The organism is Actinokineospora diospyrosa (assembly GCF_024171925.1).
GTDB classification, from domain to species: Bacteria; Actinomycetota; Actinomycetes; order Mycobacteriales; family Pseudonocardiaceae; genus Actinokineospora; species Actinokineospora diospyrosa.
This window is the reverse complement of the sequence record NZ_JAMTCO010000003.1, coordinates 427,739-446,992: the sequence shown is the minus strand read 5'-3', so window position 1 is coordinate 446,992 and position 19,254 is coordinate 427,739. Positions and strand designations below refer to the sequence as shown.

Sequence of the window (19,254 nt, the reverse complement as noted above, 5' to 3'; positions counted from 1 at the left end):
TCAAGCCTGGCGGCGAAGCAGGTCGCCGAGGCCGTGGGCCAGGAGGTCGTAGGCCTGGTTGGTCGCGGCAACGGCGTCGGGGTAGATCGCGTCGGGGGACTCACCGGCCATCACCCGGCGGGTGTTCTCGGCGATGAGGACCTCGTGCGTGCCGTGGACCTGGGTGGCGACCAGGCGCGCGGTCAACTCCGGGCTGCCCTCCTCGATCAGCGCCTCGGCCAGCAGGCGCCTGCTCTCCTCCCGGTACTGGGCGGCGCGATCGGCCAGCGCCGGGTTGTCCCGGACCACCCGGTTGAGCCGCAGTACGTCCGGGTGGTCGCTGAGGCCGGTCACCGGTCGGCGTTCGGCGAGCGCGGTGAGCAGGTAAGCGCGCAGCGCGCTGTGCGGGGTCTCCCCCGGTTCGCGCGCGCGGACAGCGGCCGCGGCCTCGTAGACGTGCGGTCTCGTGGCCAGTTCCAGGACCAAGTCGGCCTTGAGCGCGAAGTAGTTGAACAGGGTCTTCTTGGACACGTCGGCCGCCTCGGCGATGGCCGCGCACGACGCGTCGTCGAAGCCGTGGGCCTCCATCAAGGTGAGGGCAGCGGCCGACAACTTGCGCCGCGTGGCTTCCTTCTTGCGTTCGCGCAGGCCGGGCTGGTCGTCCACGAAGCCAGCGTACATCAGGACTACTTGTCGTCCGGATGTAAATTTACACCCGGTGCACTTTCTTGCTACGGTCGCTCCCGTGCTCCTCCTACTCCGGCACCGGCTGCGTCCGCACGCCAAGACCGTGGTGCTCATCCTCGTGCTGCAATTGGTGCAGGCACTGGGTTTACTCGCCCTGCCCGCGCTCAACGCCGATGTGATCGACAACGGCGTCCTCGCCCGCGACACCGGCCACATCTTTAGCCGCAGCGGCCTCATGCTCGCGGTGACGGTGCTGCAGGCGAGCGCCGCGACCGGCGCGATCTACCTCGGCGCGCGCGTCGGTCTGGGACTGGGCGCGGACCTGCGCGCGGCGACCTTCGGCGCCGTGCTGCGGTTCTCCGCGCGCGACCTGGCCCGGTTCGGCACGCCGACGTTGATCACCCGCACCACCCAGGACGTCCGGCAGCTGCAGGTCATGGTGTTCAGCACGCTGTCTGCCCTGCTCAGCGCCCCGTTCCTGGCGCTGGGCGGTGTCGTGCTCGCGCTGGGGCAGGACGTGGCGCTCTCGGGGGTGCTGCTGGTGGCCATCCCGGTGGCGATGGTGGTGATCGGGCTGCTGCAGCGGCGGATGACGGCGCCGTCGCGGGAGCTGCAGACCCGCACGGACGCGGTGAACCGGGTGCTGCGCGAGCAGGTCACCGGGATCCGGGTGATCCGGGCGTTCGTGCGCGACCGGCACGAGCGGGTCAGGTTCGCCGGTGCCAACACCGATCTGATGACCGTGGCGACGCGGTTAGGTCGGCTGCAGGCGTACTTCGCCGGGTCCGCGCTGCTGGTGGTCAACCTGTCGGGGATCGCGGTGGTCGCGCTCGGCGGGCCGCGGATCGCGGACGGGGACATGCGGCTGGGTTCGCTGGTGGCGTTCTTGAGCTACCTGACACAAATCCTGATCTCGGTGATGGTCGCGATGTCCGTGGTCGAGATGCTTCCCCGAGCGAAGGTGAGCGCGGGCCGCATCAACGAGGTCTTAACAACTGAGCCGGGGGTGCCAGATCCCGCTGAGGGACGGCGGCCGCCTGCAGGACCGGTGACGCTAACGGTCGAGAAGGCGAGCTTCTCCTACCCGGGAGCAGAGAACCCTGTGCTGCAGGAGGTAGATCTCATCGCGCGGCCTGGGGAGACGACAGCGATCGTGGGATCTACCGGGGCAGGTAAGACGACGCTGGTGAACCTGATGGCGCGGCTCTTAGACGTGGGCAGCGGCTCTGTGACCATTGGCGGTCTTGATGTGCGTGAGATGGACCGGGACACGCTTTCAAGCACTGTTGGGCTTGTGCCGCAACGGGCGTACCTGTTCTCCGGCACTATCGCTTCGAACCTGCGGTACGGATCTCCTGAAGCTACCGACGAGCAGCTGTGGCGCGCGTTAGAGATCGCCCAAGCGCGTGAGTTCGTGGAAGCCATGCCTGCTGGGTTAGAGACGCCGGTCGGGCAGGGAGGTAGCACTGTCTCCGGCGGACAGCGTCAACGGCTGGCGATAGCGCGCGCACTGCTTGCCCAGCACCAGGTCTACCTGTTCGATGACGCGTTCTCCGCTCTAGACAACACGACCGATGAGGCCCTACGCGCCGCATTGGCCCGTGAGGTCGGCGCGGCGACCGTAGTGGTCGTCGCCCAACGCGTGTCCACTATCCGCTCGGCGGACCGGATCGTCGTGCTGGACGCGGGGCGGGTCGAGGCCAGCGGCACACACGAGGAGCTGCTGCGAACGAGCTCGATCTATAGGGAGATAGTCCGATCGCAGCCGGGATCCCACGAGACCCAGGGGTTGGGAAGCAAGTGACCACGTCAGAGGCACAGAAGGACCGGCCGTCGCACTTTCGCGGGACCGTGATCCGGTTGTTGCAGGCCATGGGGCCGGATCGGGGTCGGGTCGCTGCGGTGGTGCTGAGCGGGGCGCTCGGCCTCGGAATGTTGATCGCGATTCCCGCGCTGCTGGGTACCGCGACCGACATCGTCGTGCGCGGTATCGGCAGCGGTGACGTGGACTTCGCCGCGGTCGCGCGGGTGCTGACCGTGGCCGGGACGCTGTCGGCGGCGGCGTGGGTGTGCATGGTCGTGCAGGGCAGGCTCATCGCCACGGTCGCGCAGCGGCTGGCTTACCGGCTGCGCGAGCGGGCCGCCACCAAGCTGAGCCGGTTGCCGCTGCGCTACTTCGACACCCGGCCGCGCGGGGAGCTGCTGTCGCGGGCCACCAACGACATCGACAACGTCGGGCAGACCGTGCAGCACATCTCGTTCCGGGTGCTGGCGTCGTTCATCAACTTCATCGGCGCGCTGGTGATGATGCTGGTGATCTCGCCGCTGTTGACCGCGGTCCTGCTGGTGACGATGCCGGTGTCGGTGCTGCTGACCAGGGTGATCGGCAAGCGGGCCCAGCCGGGGTTCGACCGGGAGTGGGCCGCCACCGGCAGGCTCAACGGGCACGTCGAGGAGGTGTACTCCGGCCACGAGGTCATCACCGCCTTCGGCCGCCGCGACGACGTGGCGCGCGCGTTCGCCGAGCACAACGCGGAGGTACGGGCGGCAGGCGTCAAAGCCGAGTTCACCGCCGGTCTCATCGCGCCCGCGATGGCGTTCCTGGGCAACATCAACTACCTGCTGGTCGCGGTGCTCGGCGCGCTCCGGGTGACCTCGGGGGCGCTGTCCCTCGGTGACATCCAGGCCTACCTCCAGTACGTCACGCAGGTCAACCAGCCGGTGACGACGCTGGGCTTCCTCGCGGGCCGCATCCAGTCGGCGGTCGCGTCGGCGGAACGGGTTTTCGACCTGCTGGACGCCGAGGAACAGGACCCGGACACCACCCGCCCCGCGCACCGGGAGCGACCACGCGGCGCCATCGAGTTCCGGGACGTGTCGTTCGGCTACGCCAAGGACCAGCCGCTGATCGAACACCTGTCGCTGTCCATCCAACCGGGGCAGATGGTGGCGATCGTCGGACCCACCGGCGCGGGCAAGTCCACGCTGGTGAACCTGCTGCTGCGGTTCTACGAGCCCGACACCGGGACGATCACCCTGGACGGTGTTGATATCGCCACAACAACGCGTGAAGACCTGCGCGGCGACATCGCCCTGGTACCGCAGGACACCTGGCTGTTCCACGGGACCATCGCCGACAACATCGGCTACGGCAGAGCGGGCGCGATGCACGCGGACATCGTCGCCGCCGCGACCGCCGTCCACGTCGACCACCTGATCCGCACCCTGCCGCAGGGCTACGACACCACCCTCGACGACGACGGCGGCGGCCTGTCAGCGGGCGAACGGCAGCTGATCACGCTGGCCCGCGCGGCGCTGGTCCGCGCGCCCGTGCTGGTGCTCGACGAGGCGACGAGCTCGGTGGACACCCGCACGGAGATGCTGGTCCACCAGGCCATGACCGCCCTCCGGCGCGGCAGGACCAGCTTCGTGATCGCCCATCGGCTCGCCACCATCCGCGACGCCGACCTGATCTTGGTGCTGGAGGCGGGCCGGATCGTCGAACAGGGCACCCACCAGCGGCTCTTGGCGGCGCGGGGAGCCTACGCGCGGTTGTACGCGGCACAGTTCAGCGAATCGGCCGCGGCATGAAGACCCAGCCTCAGAAGATCTGCCCGACCCGAGCCCACTCCCGTTCCCCCACAACGAACTCCGCCCCACTTCCACCAACCGGCCGCAACACGCTCCGCAACTCCGGGATGAAGAACGTGATCAACGAAACCCGATCCCCCCGTAGAGCCCGGTTGTGCACTCGGTGCACACAAGCCCGGTAGTACCCGCTGCTCCATAGCTCCAACAGTTCCCCGGTAAACACAACGCAGCACCCATCCGGTGGTGCTACCGACACCCACTCCCCTCCGGCCAGCACCTCCAACCCCGGGCAGTCCTGCACGCTGACCGTCACCATCCCGCTGTCCGTGTGCGCCGCCAACCGGGCGTCATCCCCATACGCCCCAGGGTTCCCGTAGTAGATCACCCGCGCGAACGAGCACAGCGCCTCTCCGAAAGCCGAGTCGGATTGCCCCAGAACCCCCGATAGACCCAACGTGCCCGCCAGTGCGACAACGACGGCAGCGCCAATCTGTTCCTGGTAGGCCGAATACGCCTCAATAGCGCTACGGAACCCAGGTAGTGCTAACTCCGACGGCCACTGGTTCCCGCCATACATCTGGTAGTACGGCGGTGGATGTGCGACCGACGGCGGCAGTGACTCCATACCGAACTCGAAAGACTCTTTGAGGTCGGCGGCGCCGTTGGTGCTTTCCTCACCCATGCCCACGTAACCCCGGTAGTTCGGGGAGCGCGTGATGGAGATGGCTTGCTTGTCGGCCATCGGCAGCGCGAAGAACCGCCGCGAGATGTCGAACAGGTCCTTGGCGAACTCCGGGCTGCCGTCTACATAGAACAGGCCGACATCCCTTGTCGCCGTGTGGATCGCGTCCACCGCGCGGGGGTCACCAGCGGTCAGGGCGGTGAGGGACACCGTGGGGATCATCGCTGCCTCCCGGCCGGAACGGGGACTTCGCAGCCTATAGGCGGTCGCGGCCCGGGTGCGCGGAATCAACCCGGACGGACCACCAGGCAGACCTCGTCCTCGGTACGGAACTCACCCACCTCGGTGAACCCGTGGTCGGCGAAGAAGCGGCGCAGCACCCCGGTCTCCCGGCGCTCGATGTCCTGCCGCTTGGCCATCGCGGTGCGCGACCCGCTGAAGACGAGCAGGTCGGCGGGGGTGCGGGCGAGCACCTCGAGTGCGTTGGGGGCCCGGCGGGCCACCACCGGGAGGACTTTCAGGACCAGCGCGACGTCCACCCGCGGTGGCAGGCCCTGGGCGGTGAGCGCGGGCCAGTCCTCGGTCAGGTCCCACCGCACGGGGTGGATGCGGGCGTCGGTGCGCGCGTAGGCGCTCACGGCCCGGATCGCCTCGGGGTCGGTGTCGACGGCCCACAGCTGGCTCACGGGCGGGTCGTCCAGCGGGAAGACCAAAGGGAGGACACCGCAGCCGACGTCCAGGATGGTGTCAGGGGTGCCAATGTGGTCAAAGAGTTGACTGAAGAAGCTGTCGAGGTTGCCCAGGCGTTCAGCCGTGGAGATGTGCCCGGCGACGACGGCCTGCACAGCGTCGGCGAGAGAGACATCTGGCGGTAGGTCTACCAGGCGATCCACGGCCTCGGTAGCCGAAGACTCAGCGGGCCGGTACCGGCGGAGGTGGTGGTAGATCTCCTTCTTAGCGGCGGTAGCGGCATCGCGATAGACCCGGAGCCGCTTGACCTTGTCCACTGAGTCGGCGTCCGCGATAGCGGTGACCAGGGCGCGGTTGCGGCCGAAAGACTCGACCACCATGTCCACGGCCTGGTCGTGCTCGATGCGGTAGCGCCGGACGATGTCACCCGCGAGGTCGGCGGCGACGGAGCGCATCAGGTCGATGGCTCAGCCCTCCAGTTCGCGCCAGGACCGCTCAAGCGCGCTGTCGGGGAACCAGGAGCCGTGCACCTCGAGGATCTCGGCGAGGTACGCGTTCAGGGTGTCGGTGTCCAGCCGGGCGTTGATCTCCTCCATGGTGGCGCAGATCGTCCACAGGTTGTGCAGGAAGAGGTCTTCCCCCTCCGGGAACACCGTCGGGTCCTCCGCGCAGGCCGGGCAGGCACACCGGTACTCCCCTGCCTTCAGCGGCCCGGGATCCCGGATCGCGCCGTACGGCGTCATGTACCAGCCGTCGCGGGCGAAGTGGCCATAAGAGGCAGAGTCGAAGATGTTGACGCCGCAGGCCACTAGGAACGGCAGTTCGCACGGGTCGCCCGCGCCATAGAGGTGCATCGGCACCTCCGGACCGATGACCTCGCGGGCGTCCTTAGCGACGGCACCGACGAACCCCAGGTCGTGGTTGCGGTTGAAGAACGGCACCAAGCTGCCTAGCGCCAGGTAGCGGACCCCCATGTCACGCAGGGTGCGCACGCTCCGCAGGCGTAGGTCCATGTACCGGCCACCCTGGGTGACCCCGGCGAGGATGCCGCGCTCGACGATCCCCAGCGCTTGTTTGATGCGCTTCTCGGTGGCGGTCAGCTTCGCCTCGGCGATAGAGCGGGAGTCGCCAGGCGGGGTTACCAGGTCCAAGGGGGCGAGGATGTCACTACCGATGCGGTCTTGGAACCGGACGATGTCGCGGTTGTCCAAGTAGAGCTTGCGGGTGAAGCCCTGGAAAGCACCGGAATCGGTGGTGACCAGGCCGTCGAAACCGAGGTAATCGTGCAGGCCCTGCTCGAGCACCTGTTCCCGCAGGTCACGCTGTTTGTAGAGGAAATAGGAGTTGACGATGCAGCCGTCGACCCGGGGACCGTCCTCCCAGCTCTCCAACAGGCCGTGCTGGCGGTGCGGCTGGTACACCGGGAGGAACAGGGGAAGCCGGTGTTTGCTCTCCCGATTGGTCACGAATACCCGCGAAGCCCGCATCGACCCAGTCTAACCAGCGTGAACACCGGTCACCGACGCAGGCGCGGCAGCACCGGGTGAGCCGTGCCACTGACCCGACCGGAGTAGGCTCTTACGGGGACAACGGGCGTGGATGAGAGGGTCGGGAAAGCGTGACAGCGACGAAGCGCAAGGCGGTTGTGCTGCTCAGCGGGGGTCTGGACTCGGCGACGGTCCTGGCCATCGCCGCGGCGGACGGCTTCGAGACCTACGCGCTGAGCTTCCGCTACGGCCAGCGCCACTCGGTCGAACTCGCCGCCGCCGGTCGGGTCGCGACCGCCCTCGGCGCGGCCAAGCACGTCGTGGCCGACATCGACCTGCGCGTCTTCGGCGGCTCCGCGCTCACCGACGACTCGATCGAGGTCCCGCACCACGACAGCGTCGACGGCCTCACGCAGGACATCCCGATCACCTACGTGCCCGCGCGCAACACCATCTTCCTCTCCTTCGCCCTCGCCTGGGCCGAGACACTGGGCTCGCAGGACATCTTCATCGGCGTCAACGCCCTCGATTACAGCGGTTATCCCGACTGCCGCCCGGAATACATCGAGGCGTACCAGAAAATGGCCAACCTGGCCACGAAGGCCGGTGTCGAGGGCACCCAGGACCTCACCATCCACATGCCGCTGGTGGCGCTGACCAAGGCGCAGACGATCGAGCGGGGCATCGCCCTCGGCGTCGACTACAGCCTCACCCACAGCTGCTACGACCCGCTCGGCGACCGGGCCTGCGGCACCTGCGACTCCTGCCTGCTGCGCGGCCGCGGCTTCGCCGAACTCGGGCTCACCGACCCGGCCCTCGCCTGATGTACCTGATCAAGGAAATCTTCTACACCCTGCAAGGCGAGGGCTCGCACGCCGGACGCCCGTCGGTGTTCTGCCGCTTCAGCCGATGCAACCTGTGGACCGGTCGGGAGAAGGACCGGCATCGCGCGGTCTGCACCTTCTGCGACACCGACTTCGTCGGCACCGATGGCCCTGGTGGCGGCAAGTTCCCCACCGCCGAGGCCCTGGCCGCCGCCATCTCGGCCGCCTGGGCGGGCGCCGCCCACCCGCGCAGCAAGCCCTACGTCGTCTGCACCGGCGGCGAGCCCCTGCTGCAGTTGGACAAGGCCGCCGTCGACGCCCTGCACGCGGCCGGGTTCGAGGTCGCCGTCGAGACCAACGGCACCCGCCCGGCACCCCCCGGCCTGGACTGGATCTGCGTCTCGCCCAAGTCGACCGCCGAGGTCGTGTTGACCACCGGCGACGACCTGAAGCTGGTCTACCCCCAGCCCGACGCGCTGCCGGACCGGTTCGAACACCTCGACTTCACCCACTTCCTGCTCCAGCCCATGGACGGCCCGGACGTCGAGGCCAACACCCGCGCCACGGTCGAGTACTGCTTGAAGCACCCGCAGTGGCACCTGAGCCTGCAGACCCACAAGTACTTGGGAATCGCCTGATGGAGATCTTCCGCGAGTTCACCTTCGAGGCCGCCCACCGGCTGCCGAACGTCCCGGAGGGCCACAAGTGCGCCCGACTGCACGGGCACTCCTACCGGGTGGTGGTGACCGTGTCCGGCCCAGTTGACCCCACCGCGGGCTGGGTAATGGACTTCGGTGACCTCAAGGCTGTGGTAAAGCCCGTGATCGAGGAGCTCGACCACTACTACCTCAACGAGATCCCCGGGTTGGAGAACCCGACGAGCGAGGTGCTCGCTGAGTGGTTGTGGGCCCGCCTCGCCGGTGACCTCCCGCTGTCGGAGATCACCGTGCGCGAGACGTGCACGTCCGGTTGCACCTATCGCGGACCGCAGAGCTAAACCTCGGCGAACTTCAGCTGCACCCGCTTCCGGGTCTCCGCGTAGAGGCGGTCGATCTGGTCGATGTCGTGGCAGTCGTAGAAGGCGTCGTAGCAGTAGAGCCAGTGGACGCGGTTGGCTTTTGAGCCGTCTCGCGGAGGGATGTGTTGGCCCTCCTGAAGGTACTTCTGTTCGAAGCTGAACTCTGGCTGCGCATGCACCCACGGCAGGCCCTCTAGCTCCCGGAACGTCCCCGAGTCGTGCGCGTTGACGAACACGCCCAGGGTGAAGCCTTCTCGGCCTTCGAACTTCTCCGGCAGGGCTTCCCCTACCAGCAACTGGAAGCGCATCTGACGCGTATCGATGCCGAACCAGTTGTCCAACGTCTGCGGGACGGCACCGCCGCCCAGGCGGGGGTTGAGCTCGATCATGTGGACACGGTTGCCGTCCCACTTGAACTCGATGTGCACGAAGGTGTCGTCCACGCCAAGGGCCGTGACGGCCTCTTGCATCGCTGTGTGGATGACGGCGTGCTCGGACTCGCTGAGGAACGGCGTCGGGCACAGATTGGCGGTCTCGAAGCGATACGCGCCATCGCTGTCCCATAGGTACTTCTCTTGGGTCAGCAGGCTGGTGAGCTTGCCGTGCTGCACGAACGCCTCTAGGGACAGCTCGCGACCAGTCACGAACGCTTCTAGGAGGAGTTGCGTGCGTGGATCCCACATCCTGCCGTCGTCGGTGCGGTAGGTGTGGATGTCGTTGTCCTCGGCCAGTTCCGCGAAGACCGTGCTAATGAGGTCGTAGCCCTGCTCGGCGCTATCGATGATCTCGACGTAAGAGCCACCCGTTCCCCAGATGGGCTTGACGATGAACGGGTAGCCCAACTGCTGCCCCAGCTCAGCCACCCGCTCGCGAGTGACCTCGTCTCGACCGAGCACCAAGGCCCGCGTAGGCATGATGTCCGACAACACCTCGCGCAGCAGTGGCTTGATGCGACAATTGAGCTGCCCGCGCTTACCGGGGAAGGAGATACCCAACCGGTCCGACACGCCCAACTGCATGTGCCAGACCTTGTCGTTCAGGGTGACCCAGTTGGCCAGGCGACCCCTATAGGCCTCAAGCACTTCGGTGACGACATCGGTCGAGTACACATCCGCGCAGGCCAACACGACGTCCGCGTGGTCCACATACCGCTCAACAGACTCCGGCGCGGCAAGTACCAGTGAGCGCAACCCCATCTTGCGCAGCAGGTCGCAGCGGATCTCGACTTCCCCGAACCGCTCCAGCCCGGGAAGTGCGACGTCTACGTGGAACTCGCCGCTGTTCTCCTGCATCTTGGCGCCCAACCCCTGCCTCGTCCGATCGACGGCCCATGTCAGACGGGCGCGACGGGGGGCGAACACAACCACAGTGGACAGCACCGAGTGCCGCGACGGCCCCCGACCGCGCTTCCGTGTTCCGACACCGATGCTAATCGGACTCGGCGGGAATTGCGAACAGTTCCAACGAGTTCCTAGTGGAACCTGGCGAACTCCAACCCATTCAGCGATCCCAGCACCCCAGGCGCCAACCGTGCGTGATAGACGACGTCCATGATCTCCGCCAGCGTCGCCCGCACCTCGCTGACCGGCAACGACACCGGACCGTAGCGGCGACCGAACGGCTTGAACAGCAAGCGCACCGGCTCCGCGACCCCTGGCTGGCGGTAGTCCACGACGAGCTCCTCGAACCCGACAGCCAGGAACGGGCCCGGATCGGTATGGCATCCCACCTCGACGTACCAGCCGCGGGCTGTGGGCCGATCGCGTAGCAGGGCGCACTCGATCCTGGCGACGAGCGCACGAAAGCGCCCGCGCAGCCGTCCCTCCAGCGCCACGTACCCGCACAGCCCGGCCGCTTCGAAGCCGAACAGCGACACCATGCCCGCTACCTCGGCATCCTCGTTGTCCCGCAGTGTCCACAGGTGGTATCCGTCGACCTCCGTCAGCGCGCGGTCGAACTCGGACTCCGGCACTGCCAACGGACTATTGCCGAACGCCCGGCGATAGCAGGCGCGGAGCTCGCCCAGTTCGGGATCGTCTGCGCCGGTGAGCCTGTGCACGTGTAGCGACCTCTTAGGCTCAACTCCCACGTACTCCGCGAGTGACAGGGTGTGCATCTCGGACGTCTGACGCAGGTGTTCGGCCATTCGCTGGTAGTCTGAGCTGCGATCCGGCTCATTGATCCGCATGGCCCAATGCAGGTACTCATGGACGATGAGCCGAACGGTGTCTGGCGTCAGCTGGCTTGGCACGAACGACTTCACGATGAGCAGCAGGTTCGTTACCGCCCCCTGGTCCGCTGAGAGCGCTGGTTGCGTATAGGGGAAGTCCAGCCCTCGGTAGCCCCAGCGACCCCAGATCAGTGCTCTTACGGCCGGGTCCAGGTTGTCGGGTACATCGGTTGGTGCGCGTGGGTCATTGATCTCCGCGACCACATGCGCTAGCTGCCTGTGCCCTCCTGCTCGGGCGTCGTTGTCAAGCAGACGTTCGGTCTCCGCCAACAGCGCTCGGCCGGTACCACCGCGCCGAGCTTGTGGTGTCACCAAGAGGAACTCGATGACACCCGTGTTCGGTTCGGCTAGGTAGTCAGACACCGAGCAACCGACGGTGACGGTGCCACTGATCGCTAGGACTATGTGATAGCTGTTGGGGCCGTACCACCCAACTTCCTTGCGGCGCAGGTAGTCGAGCATGTTGTCCAACGACTCGCGCTCATCCGGGTCGGGGAACTCCAGCTCGTAGTGGCGGTAGAAGTCCGCTAGTAGCGCGATGTCAGCCGGGGCGGCGGTGAGGTCACGGAACTCGAGCGTCACGCGGCAACCTTGGCCAGGTAGGAAGTGAGGACCTGCGACAGCTGACAAGCGGCATAGGTCTCACGATGCTTCGCGGGCAAAGACTGACGCACTCGGCCAGCCCACCCCTTCTTCGTCAAGTGGCCGACCCAGGCATCTCCGAACAGGGTCTCCTTGACCGACTGGCCCAGCGGCGCCGGGAACTCTATAGGCTTACCGCATCCGCATTCGTCGATAGCGCAAGCGAAGCTGAGTACCACATCAGGCCTGGCAGCCAGGATCGTCTCCACCGAGGTGCGGATCTTCGTGGCGAGCTGCTCTTTCAACATGCGGTAGGTGAGCTCATCCGCCACGTTCCCGTGCTCGAAGAACGTCAGCATGTTCCGCCAGGGCTCAAGCTGCGACTCGGGCTTGCCATCCGGACCGCAGATCACCAGGATCGCCCAGATGTAGGCGGAGTAGTACCGCCGGGGTGCGTTGCCCGCCCTACCGCCGGCGCGCAGGATCGGCTTGGTCACCTGTAAGACGAGGTTGCCTTGACCTGGACTGGTTTCGGGCTGCTGAGCCGCGCACAGGTCCTCCGGATCGATCGTGGTGGCGTTCTTGAGCACGCCGACAACGACCGAACGCACGGCGAGTGTGGTGAAGCCACCTTGCGGTGACTGGGATAGGGGCATCTCGCTGGCCTCTCCAGACCGGGTGACAAGCGCGATGGAGTTGTTCTCATCGCCATAGCCGAACTGCAGGACCTTTTGCCCGATCCACCGGTCACAGGTGCCGAACGGCGCGCTCGGACCCCATGCCGACCAGCAGGTGAACAGGTTCGCTTGAAACGACCGCAGGTTCTCTAGGCTGTTGTCGGTGCCGGTCATGATCTGGCTGTACCCGTCAATCGACTTCTTCCAGTCCTCGTCGAACCGCGACAGCAGCCCCGCGAGTAGGTGCAAGGGCGCCACGAAGCCCTCTTCGACCCGGATCGTCGACTGGAACACCTCGGGAGTGGCGTCGACCATCGAGTTGCCCGCCACGCGCACCCGGAAGTAGCGCACGATGTCCGACTCGGCCTTGGCGAGGTCGAAACAGGTCGGCACGGTGATCAGGGCGCCGTTCTCGTCCTTCATCAGGTGCGACAGTTGCACCTTCAGCGCCGAGAGCCAGTCCCGGAGGTCGATGCGGTACTGGCGCACGGCAGCACGGTACTCATACCGGTGCCGAAACTCGTACTTGTCCGGCTTAACCGGCCGAGGGTTCAGCAACTCGGACTCGGCACGCATGCAGGCCGCCCTATAGAGCTCCTTGCGCGTGAGTCCGAATCCAAGAGACCTGCCCACCGCGAAGACAGCCCGGAAGATTCTGGTCAGCTTGAACCGCCGGTACACGGTTCGGTTCAGCAGCCGAACCGCGGGTCGCACGTACATGAAGACAAACAGGAGACCGGCGATCACGGGAAGACCGATCTGGAAGAAGCTGTTCAGGAACTCGACCATGGCTGCCCCCTCGGATGGCCCCCTGACTTTAGCGATCTTGCCAACCGGACTTCGCTGCAGATCCGCGCCAACCACGTGACACTTCCACGACAGGCCAAGGGTTTCGGCCAGGTGGCCGCGGCGCCCGGGCCCACGCTCTCGCGAGATCCCCGCCACCGCAAGGAGAACGGTCCGCGCGGACGCCGTCCAGCTTCACCTGATGGTGTGGGATCCGCTGGTCAAACCAGATGACTTCCCCGGACAAGCCGATCTTGGGCCGCGGAACTGTCGGACCCCGCCCGGATCCTCGGTGGTGCGCATCGACGACCGAGGGGGAGCACGACGTGATGGCGATGAAGACCAAACCCGGGGCACCGCTGGCGGAACTGTCCGCCCCGGTGTGGTTCGGGCACGCGGACCAGGTGATCCGCGCCAACCTCTGGCAACTCCTGCGGGCGCTGCCCAGGGCGATGGGGCTGGTGGCGCGCACGGCTTGGCGGGCCGACCGCGCCGCGGTGGCGCTCGGGTTCGCCGCGCAGGTGGTGTCCGGGCTGGTGACGGCCGTCGGCCTGCTGGCCGTCACCGGGGTGCTGACCTCGCTGTTCGTCGCCGGTCCGACGCCGGAGCGCCTGGTGGCCGCCGCGCCGTCGCTGGCCGTGCTCGCGGCCGCGTACGCGGTGCGCGGGGTGGCCGACACGGTGGTGTCGGGCGCCACGCTGCGGCTGCGCCCCAAGGTGCGGCACCGCGTCGAGCGCGACCTGGCCGAGTCGATGTCGCGGATCGACCTGATCACCTTCGACGAACCCGACTTCCACGACGCTCTGGAGCGGTCCCGGCACGCGGGGATGGACGCCGTCGACTCGGCCACCCACCAGGCCATCGTCGTGGTCGGCGGGCTGATCGCACTGGCCGCCACCGCGGCGACCGCCGCGCTGCTGCACCCGCTGCTGCTGCCCGTCCTGCTGCTGTCGGTGGCCCCGGAGACCTGGGCGACCTTGCGGACCGCCCGGCTGGAGTACGAGTTCGTGGCGACCACGATCGAGACCAGGCGCAGGCGGTCACTGACCACGGACCTGCTCGCGCACAAGGAGTCCGCCGCCGAGGTGCGCGTGTTCGGGGCGCAGCCGTTCCTGCTCGCCGAGCACGACCGCCACTCGCGCGTGATGGAGGACGCCCAGATCGCGCTGGGGGCCAGGCAGACCAGGGTGGCCCTGCTCGGCCGCGGCCTGTCCGGTGTCGGGATCGGCCTCGCCTACGCCACCCTCGGTTGGCTGCTCTACACCGGGGCGACGCCATTGGCCGTCGCCGGGGCCGCGCTGCTCGCCATCCGGACGGTGCGCGCGTCGTTGACCCAGGTGGTGCTCGCCGCGAACCGGATGTTCGAGAAGTCGCTCTACATCAGCGACCTGCTCGCGTTCTTCGCCCACGCCGAGAGCCGGACCCGGCAGCCAACCGGTCGAACCGCGCCCGCGGACCCCGAGGTGATCGCCGTGCGCGGGGTGTCGTTCGGCTATCCGGGCGCCGCGAAACCCGCGCTCGCCGACATCGACCTGACCATCCGCCGGGGGCAGGTCATCGCCCTCGTGGGCGAGAACGGTTCCGGCAAGTCAACCCTCGCCAAACTGCTCGCGGGCCTCTACCAACCCTCTGAAGGCAGTATCGCCTGGGACGGGGTAGACCTGACGACCGTCGACGCCCCGTCGGTCGCCAACAACGTGGCCGTCGTGATGCAGGAGCCCACCCGCTGGCCCCTCACCGCGCGCCACACCGTCACACTGGGCCAACCCGACCGCTGGGATCCGGACGACCACTACCTCTCCCAGGTGGCCCGCGACTCCGGTGCCGACACCGTGGTCACCACCCTCACCCACGGCTGGGACTCGCTCCTCACCACCAGGTTCCGCGACGGCCACGACCTCTCCGGCGGCCAATGGCAACGCCTCAGCGTCGCTCGCGCCCTCTACCGCGACGCCCCCATCCTCATCTGCGACGAACCCACCGCCGCCCTGGACGCCCGCGCCGAAGCCGCCGTCTACGAGTCCCTGCGCACCCTGCAATCCGGCCGCACCGTCATCCTCATCACCCACCGCTTAGCCTCGGCCCGCCACGCCGACCTCATCGTGGTCATGCACCAGGGCCGCATCCTCCAGACCGGCACCCACACCCACCTCTTAGCCACCAACCCCCACTACGCCGACCTCTACACCCTCCAAGCCAACTCCTACCGCGACGACCCCAGCCCATCCATCTAGGCGCCTGCTGTCGACGCGGTCGAGCACCCGGAGGCTCTCACCAAGCCGCTACTTGACCGCGATCGAGCGGCAGCCAACGAAGGAGGACGATCTTCGATCGGCACACGTCATGGATGGCATGTTGTTGCCGTGCCGGTCATGGAGGTCGGTGCGATGTGCGGCTGTCGGGGGCAGGCGGGGTCGGGGGCAGACGGGGTCAGGTTCGGGCGAGGGTCAGGTCGGCGATCTGGACCTGTTGGATCTGGGAGGTGCCCTCGATGATCTCCTGGATCTTCGCGTCCCGCAGGTACCTCTGCACCGGGTAGTCCGCTGAAACCCCGTTGGCGCCGTGGATCTGCACCGCGCTAGCGGCCACCTCGAACCCGGCCCGTGAAGCGAAGTACTTCGCGATCAGTGTCTGCCGAATGGCGTCGCGATGAGAGGAGGCGCGCATCTGGCCCGCCTGGCGGCACAGCAAGCGGGCGGCTTCTACCGAGGTCACCATCTCGGTCAATGCCTGCTGGACCAACTGGTGCTCAGCGAGCGGCACGTCGAACTGCACCCGGTTGCGCGCGTACTCCAGACTCGCGTCCAAACACCCCTGCGCCAACCCCACCGATCCGTAGGCGGTGCTGTAGCGGCCATAGTCGAGAGAGGAGGTGGCTACTAGGTCGAAGGTGAGGCGGCCGTGGCTGAGCAGGTTGGACTCCGGTACTACGACTGAGTCGAGGTGGACTTCGCCGAGTTCAGAGGCTCGCAAGCCCAAGAGGCCGTTGATGGGCGACACCGACAGGCCTGGGGAATCTCGTTCGACGATGAAGGCGGCGGGGTCGTCGTCCAGGCGGGCGAAGACGAGGAAGACGCCGGCGCGTTGGGCGAAGCTGATCCACTTCTTGCGGCCGGTGATCTCGTAGCCGTCCAGGACCCTGCGGGCGGTGGTGGTGCCGTTGCGGGCGTCGCTGCCCACCTCGGGTTCGGTGAGGGCGAAGGAGCCGATGACCGAGCCGGTGCCGATGGCGGGGGCCCAGCGGTCCGCGAGGGTCTTGCTCCCCCACCGCAGGATGGCGTGGGCGACCATGCCCTGGACCGCGACGAGGTTCCGGACCGAGCCGCAGCCCCGGCCGAGTTCCTCGCTGAGCAAGCCGTAGGTCACCGCGTCCATCCCGGTCCCGCCCGCTTCCACGGGCAGGGTGGGGACGAGCCGGTGCGCCGCCGCCAACTCCGCGATGATCGAGTCGTCCAGGCGCTCCTGGTGGTCCCAGGTGTTGGCGTGGGGGAGGAGGTGCTCGTCGGTGAAGCGGGCGAAGGCGAGGAGGTTGTCGCGCTGGTCAGTGGTGAGGCCGTGCAGCACCTGGATCCCCAATCCGGTCGGTGACGGCGGTAGGCCAACCTGCCGGGTCGGCGCCGTGTTGGCAGAGGAAGGCGTAGGCGAGGCGCTCTAGACCAAAGCCGACGCAGCCGCTGGCGGTGGGACTACCGGCGGAATCGGTGATGCCGAAGGATTCGCCGAAGAAGCGGCCGTGGAGGTTGAAGGATCCCACCGCGATGTCGCGATCTTCGGCTACCGGGACGCGTAGCTCGAACTTCAGCTCCATCACGCGCTGCGTCAGGATCTTGCCAGCGGTGTCCGCGTTGCCGAAGAAGTGGTCGTTGGCCACCTCGCAGAAGCCTGCCAGCTCCAGTTCCTCCAGCAGCGCGTACGCCTGCGCCATGACCGCGTTGCGGCACTCGGTCGCGAAGTCCTCGCCGCCGAGGAACACGATCTCGCGGATGGTGAAGTCCCACAACCGTTCCATGCTGGTGTGGTAGCGCGACTCGTGGCGGAAAGACTTGCCGCGCGCGGTGACGACCATCTCCTGCGGGAGCTGACGCCCGGTGTACTGGTGGTAGGTGTGGTAGCACATCGTGGGCGGCAGGCAGTACTCCTTGTCGCCGCACTGCTCGAAGAGGGTGTCCGGTAGGTGTCCTTCGGCGCGGTAGCGCTCGACGAAGTCGCCGTACACGTCGATGTCGTTGTGCAGGCGGGTGACGAACATGGCGAACTGGGGGAACGACCCGAAGTAGCCGAAGCGGTCCAGCACGCTGGTCGGCAGCAGCGTCGGGTACCGGAACTCCCGCGACCGGGGCAACCCCAGCGCGATCGACCGCAGCCTGGCATCCAGGTAGTCCACAAGGGACAGCAGCGGCTCACCGAAGCCGACCTGCCCCTCCCCCGCCACGAACGCGGTGTCGCTGGCGAGCAGCTCGGGGAACGGGTCGACGAAGGTCGCGGTGACCGGGGAACGCCACACCTGCCTCGGGGGCAGCGGGCGCTGGGTCAACACCTCGGCGGCCACGACCTTCCCGATTTTCACCGCTATGGCCGATTCCTCGACATCGTCGGAAATCACCAGGTCGACCGCGTTGACAACCCCGCCTTGAGCCACCAGGTCGAACTCGGCAATAGCGCTGGACACGAAGAACAGCCGTTTCGCCAGTTCCGGCGCCAAGTCCACCGGAACCGACTCCGCCAGCGCCACCCGCAGCGCGCGCATCACACCGAGGCGAGTTTGCGGGCGACCAACTCGTCGACCCGGTCGACACTGCGGAAATGGTCGAAGCGCAGGTCGTCGCCGGTGATCTGGACGCCGAACTCCTGCTCGACGAACACCACCAACTGCATCACGAACATCGACCGCACCAGGCCGCGCTCGAAGATGTCGTCGTCATCGGCGAGTTCGGTCTCGGGGATGTTGTCCAGGACGAACTCCCGGATCCTCGCCTTGCTGTCCGCGCCCATCTACCTCGCCCTTCCCGACCCGCTCGCGCCGGATCCGTAGTCGAAGAACCCCCGCCCGGTCTTGCGACCGTGCAGCCCGGCGTCGACCATGCTGGTCAGCAGCGGGCAGGGCCGGTACTTGCCGTCCTTGAACTCGTCGTAGAGCACCTCGATCGACAGCAGCACGGTGTCGAGGCCGATCAGGTCCGCGGTCTCCAGCGGCCCCATGGTGTGCCCGAAGCACTCGACGAACAGCCGGTCGATGTCCGCCGCGGTGCCCACGCCCTCGTGCAGCAGGAACACCGCCTCGTTGACCGTCAGCATCATCACCCGGTTGGTGACGAACCCGGGCGAGTCGTTGACCACCACGCTCTTCTTGCCCAGGGCGGCGATGAACTCCCGGACCCGCCCCAGCGCCGCCTCCGACGTGCGGCGACCCCGGATCACCTCGACCGTGGGCTTGAGCGGCACCGGGTTCATGAAGTGGGTGCCGACCACGTCCTCCGGCCGGCCGGTCAACGCCCCCAACCGGGTGATCGGGATGGCCGAGGTGTTGACCCCGACCGGGGTGCCCGGTGCCAGCAGCTCGCCGAGCCGCCGGTAGATCGGCGCCTTGACCTCGAAGCGCTCGGTGGCGTTCTCGACCACCAGGTCCGCGCCAGCGAGCGCGGCCAGGTCGGTGCTGAACACCGTCCCGTCGACGACCTCCTCGGCGGTGATCGCCGACCCCGGCGCCAACAGCGCGTAGAGCCGGACGTCATCGGCTATCGTGCGTTGTACGCTTTCCAGGATTGCGGTCTCGCGGTCGATGAGAATGACCCGGAATCCAGCCTGGCGCAGGGCAATGGTGACGCCCCGGCCCATTACCCCCGCGCCGACCACGCCAACCGTGTGAACGCTGGCCACTGCCGATTCAACCCCCTCGCCGCACCATCCGCCACCAGGGCGGAAATCCGTTGAGTTCGAACTGGCCGCCACGCACAAGGCCTCGGCACAGACCCGCCGCCGGATACCCGTACCGGGTATTACCGGATTAGTCGGTCGGGTCCA

The 19,254-nt window shown here is 67.4% G+C and carries 17 protein-coding genes; 6 read left to right on the top strand and 11 right to left on the bottom strand.

Going from position 1 to position 19,254, the window contains the following annotated elements; all coding sequences use genetic code 11:
* A complete protein-coding gene (locus LV75_RS06540) occupies positions 1-660 on the bottom strand; it encodes a TetR/AcrR family transcriptional regulator (RefSeq protein WP_253885782.1) in 660 nt (219 codons plus the stop codon).
* A 64-nt stretch (positions 661-724) separates the two neighbouring features.
* Between LV75_RS06540 and LV75_RS06535 the strand changes: the two genes are divergently transcribed.
* Positions 725-2,470, top strand: coding sequence for an ABC transporter ATP-binding protein (locus LV75_RS06535; protein ID WP_253885780.1), 1,746 nt, complete (start codon positions 725-727; stop codon positions 2,468-2,470).
* Positions 2,467-4,257 carry an ABC transporter ATP-binding protein gene (locus LV75_RS06530; RefSeq protein WP_253885778.1) on the top strand — a complete coding sequence of 597 codons (1,791 nt, stop codon included), beginning with the start codon at positions 2,467-2,469 and terminating at the stop codon, positions 4,255-4,257. Before LV75_RS06535 ends, LV75_RS06530 begins: the two co-directional genes overlap by 4 nt.
* Positions 4,258-4,267: 10 nt before the next feature.
* On the opposite strand, the gene LV75_RS06525 is transcribed toward LV75_RS06530, so the two are convergent.
* From LV75_RS06525 to LV75_RS06515, 3 genes are all read right to left on the bottom strand, one after another.
* Entirely contained in the window at positions 4,268-5,161 is an 894-nt protein-coding gene (locus LV75_RS06525) for an isopenicillin N synthase family dioxygenase (RefSeq protein ID WP_253885777.1), read from the bottom strand.
* A 65-nt stretch (positions 5,162-5,226) separates the two neighbouring features.
* Positions 5,227-6,084 carry a class I SAM-dependent methyltransferase gene (locus tag LV75_RS06520; protein WP_253885776.1) on the bottom strand — a complete coding sequence of 286 codons (858 nt, stop codon included), beginning with the start codon at positions 6,082-6,084 and terminating at the stop codon, positions 5,227-5,229.
* A 12-nt stretch (positions 6,085-6,096) separates the two neighbouring features.
* Positions 6,097-7,116, bottom strand: coding sequence for a tRNA-guanine transglycosylase (locus LV75_RS06515; RefSeq protein WP_253885774.1), 1,020 nt, complete (start codon positions 7,114-7,116; stop codon positions 6,097-6,099).
* Positions 7,117-7,247: 131 nt separating this feature from the next.
* Here LV75_RS06515 and queC point away from each other — a divergent pair, with 131 nt between their 5' ends.
* Genes queC through queD form a run of 3 tightly spaced genes read left to right on the top strand, consistent with a single transcriptional unit; the run spans position 7,248 to position 8,937 of the window.
* Positions 7,248-7,940, top strand: a complete 693-nt coding sequence (gene queC, locus LV75_RS06510) for a 7-cyano-7-deazaguanine synthase QueC (protein WP_253885772.1) — start codon at positions 7,248-7,250, stop codon at positions 7,938-7,940.
* Positions 7,940-8,578, top strand: a complete 639-nt coding sequence (gene queE / locus LV75_RS06505; protein WP_253885770.1) for a 7-carboxy-7-deazaguanine synthase — start codon at positions 7,940-7,942, stop codon at positions 8,576-8,578. The genes queC and queE overlap by 1 nt, the downstream gene beginning before the upstream one ends.
* Positions 8,578-8,937, top strand: a complete 360-nt coding sequence (queD, locus tag LV75_RS06500; RefSeq protein WP_253885768.1) for a 6-carboxytetrahydropterin synthase QueD — start codon at positions 8,578-8,580, stop codon at positions 8,935-8,937. Before queE ends, queD begins: the two co-directional genes overlap by 1 nt.
* On the opposite strand, the gene LV75_RS06495 is transcribed toward queD, so the two are convergent.
* The 3 genes from LV75_RS06495 to LV75_RS06485 all read right to left on the bottom strand — a co-directional run bounded on the left by LV75_RS06495 (position 8,934) and on the right by LV75_RS06485 (position 13,236).
* Positions 8,934-10,250, bottom strand: coding sequence for an ATP-grasp domain-containing protein (locus LV75_RS06495; protein WP_253885766.1), 1,317 nt, complete (start codon positions 10,248-10,250; stop codon positions 8,934-8,936). The genes queD and LV75_RS06495 overlap by 4 nt on opposite strands.
* Before the next feature lie 179 nt (positions 10,251-10,429).
* Entirely contained in the window at positions 10,430-11,770 is a 1,341-nt protein-coding gene (locus tag LV75_RS06490) for a GNAT family N-acetyltransferase (protein ID WP_253885765.1), read from the bottom strand.
* Positions 11,767-13,236 carry a hypothetical protein gene (locus LV75_RS06485; protein ID WP_253885764.1) on the bottom strand — a complete coding sequence of 490 codons (1,470 nt, stop codon included), beginning with the start codon at positions 13,234-13,236 and terminating at the stop codon, positions 11,767-11,769. Before LV75_RS06485 ends, LV75_RS06490 begins: the two co-directional genes overlap by 4 nt.
* A 326-nt stretch (positions 13,237-13,562) precedes the next feature.
* Between LV75_RS06485 and LV75_RS06480 the strand changes: the two genes are divergently transcribed.
* Positions 13,563-15,467 (top strand): ABC transporter ATP-binding protein, encoded by a 1,905-nt coding sequence (locus LV75_RS06480; RefSeq protein ID WP_253885762.1) that lies wholly within the window; start codon positions 13,563-13,565, stop codon positions 15,465-15,467.
* Positions 15,468-15,663: 196 nt separating this feature from the next.
* Here LV75_RS06480 and LV75_RS06475 read toward each other — a convergent pair whose 3' ends face one another.
* From LV75_RS06475 to LV75_RS06460, 4 genes are read right to left on the bottom strand one after another with little or no spacing between them, the layout of a single operon-like run.
* Positions 15,664-16,797 (bottom strand): acyl-CoA dehydrogenase family protein, encoded by a 1,134-nt coding sequence (locus tag LV75_RS06475; protein WP_253885761.1) that lies wholly within the window; start codon positions 16,795-16,797, stop codon positions 15,664-15,666.
* On the bottom strand, positions 16,775-17,980 hold the full coding sequence (locus tag LV75_RS06470; RefSeq protein WP_253885759.1) for a class-II aminoacyl-tRNA synthetase family protein: 1,206 nt from the start codon (positions 17,978-17,980) through the stop codon (positions 16,775-16,777). The genes LV75_RS06475 and LV75_RS06470 overlap by 23 nt, the downstream gene beginning before the upstream one ends.
* On the bottom strand, positions 17,980-18,225 hold the full coding sequence (locus LV75_RS06465) for an acyl carrier protein (protein WP_253885758.1): 246 nt from the start codon (positions 18,223-18,225) through the stop codon (positions 17,980-17,982). Before LV75_RS06465 ends, LV75_RS06470 begins: the two co-directional genes overlap by 1 nt.
* The gene (locus LV75_RS06460; protein ID WP_308210875.1) at positions 18,226-19,110 is read right to left on the bottom strand and encodes a 3-hydroxyacyl-CoA dehydrogenase family protein; all 885 of its coding nucleotides are present in this window, start codon (positions 19,108-19,110) and stop codon (positions 18,226-18,228) included.
* Positions 19,111-19,254: the final 144 nt, after the last annotated feature.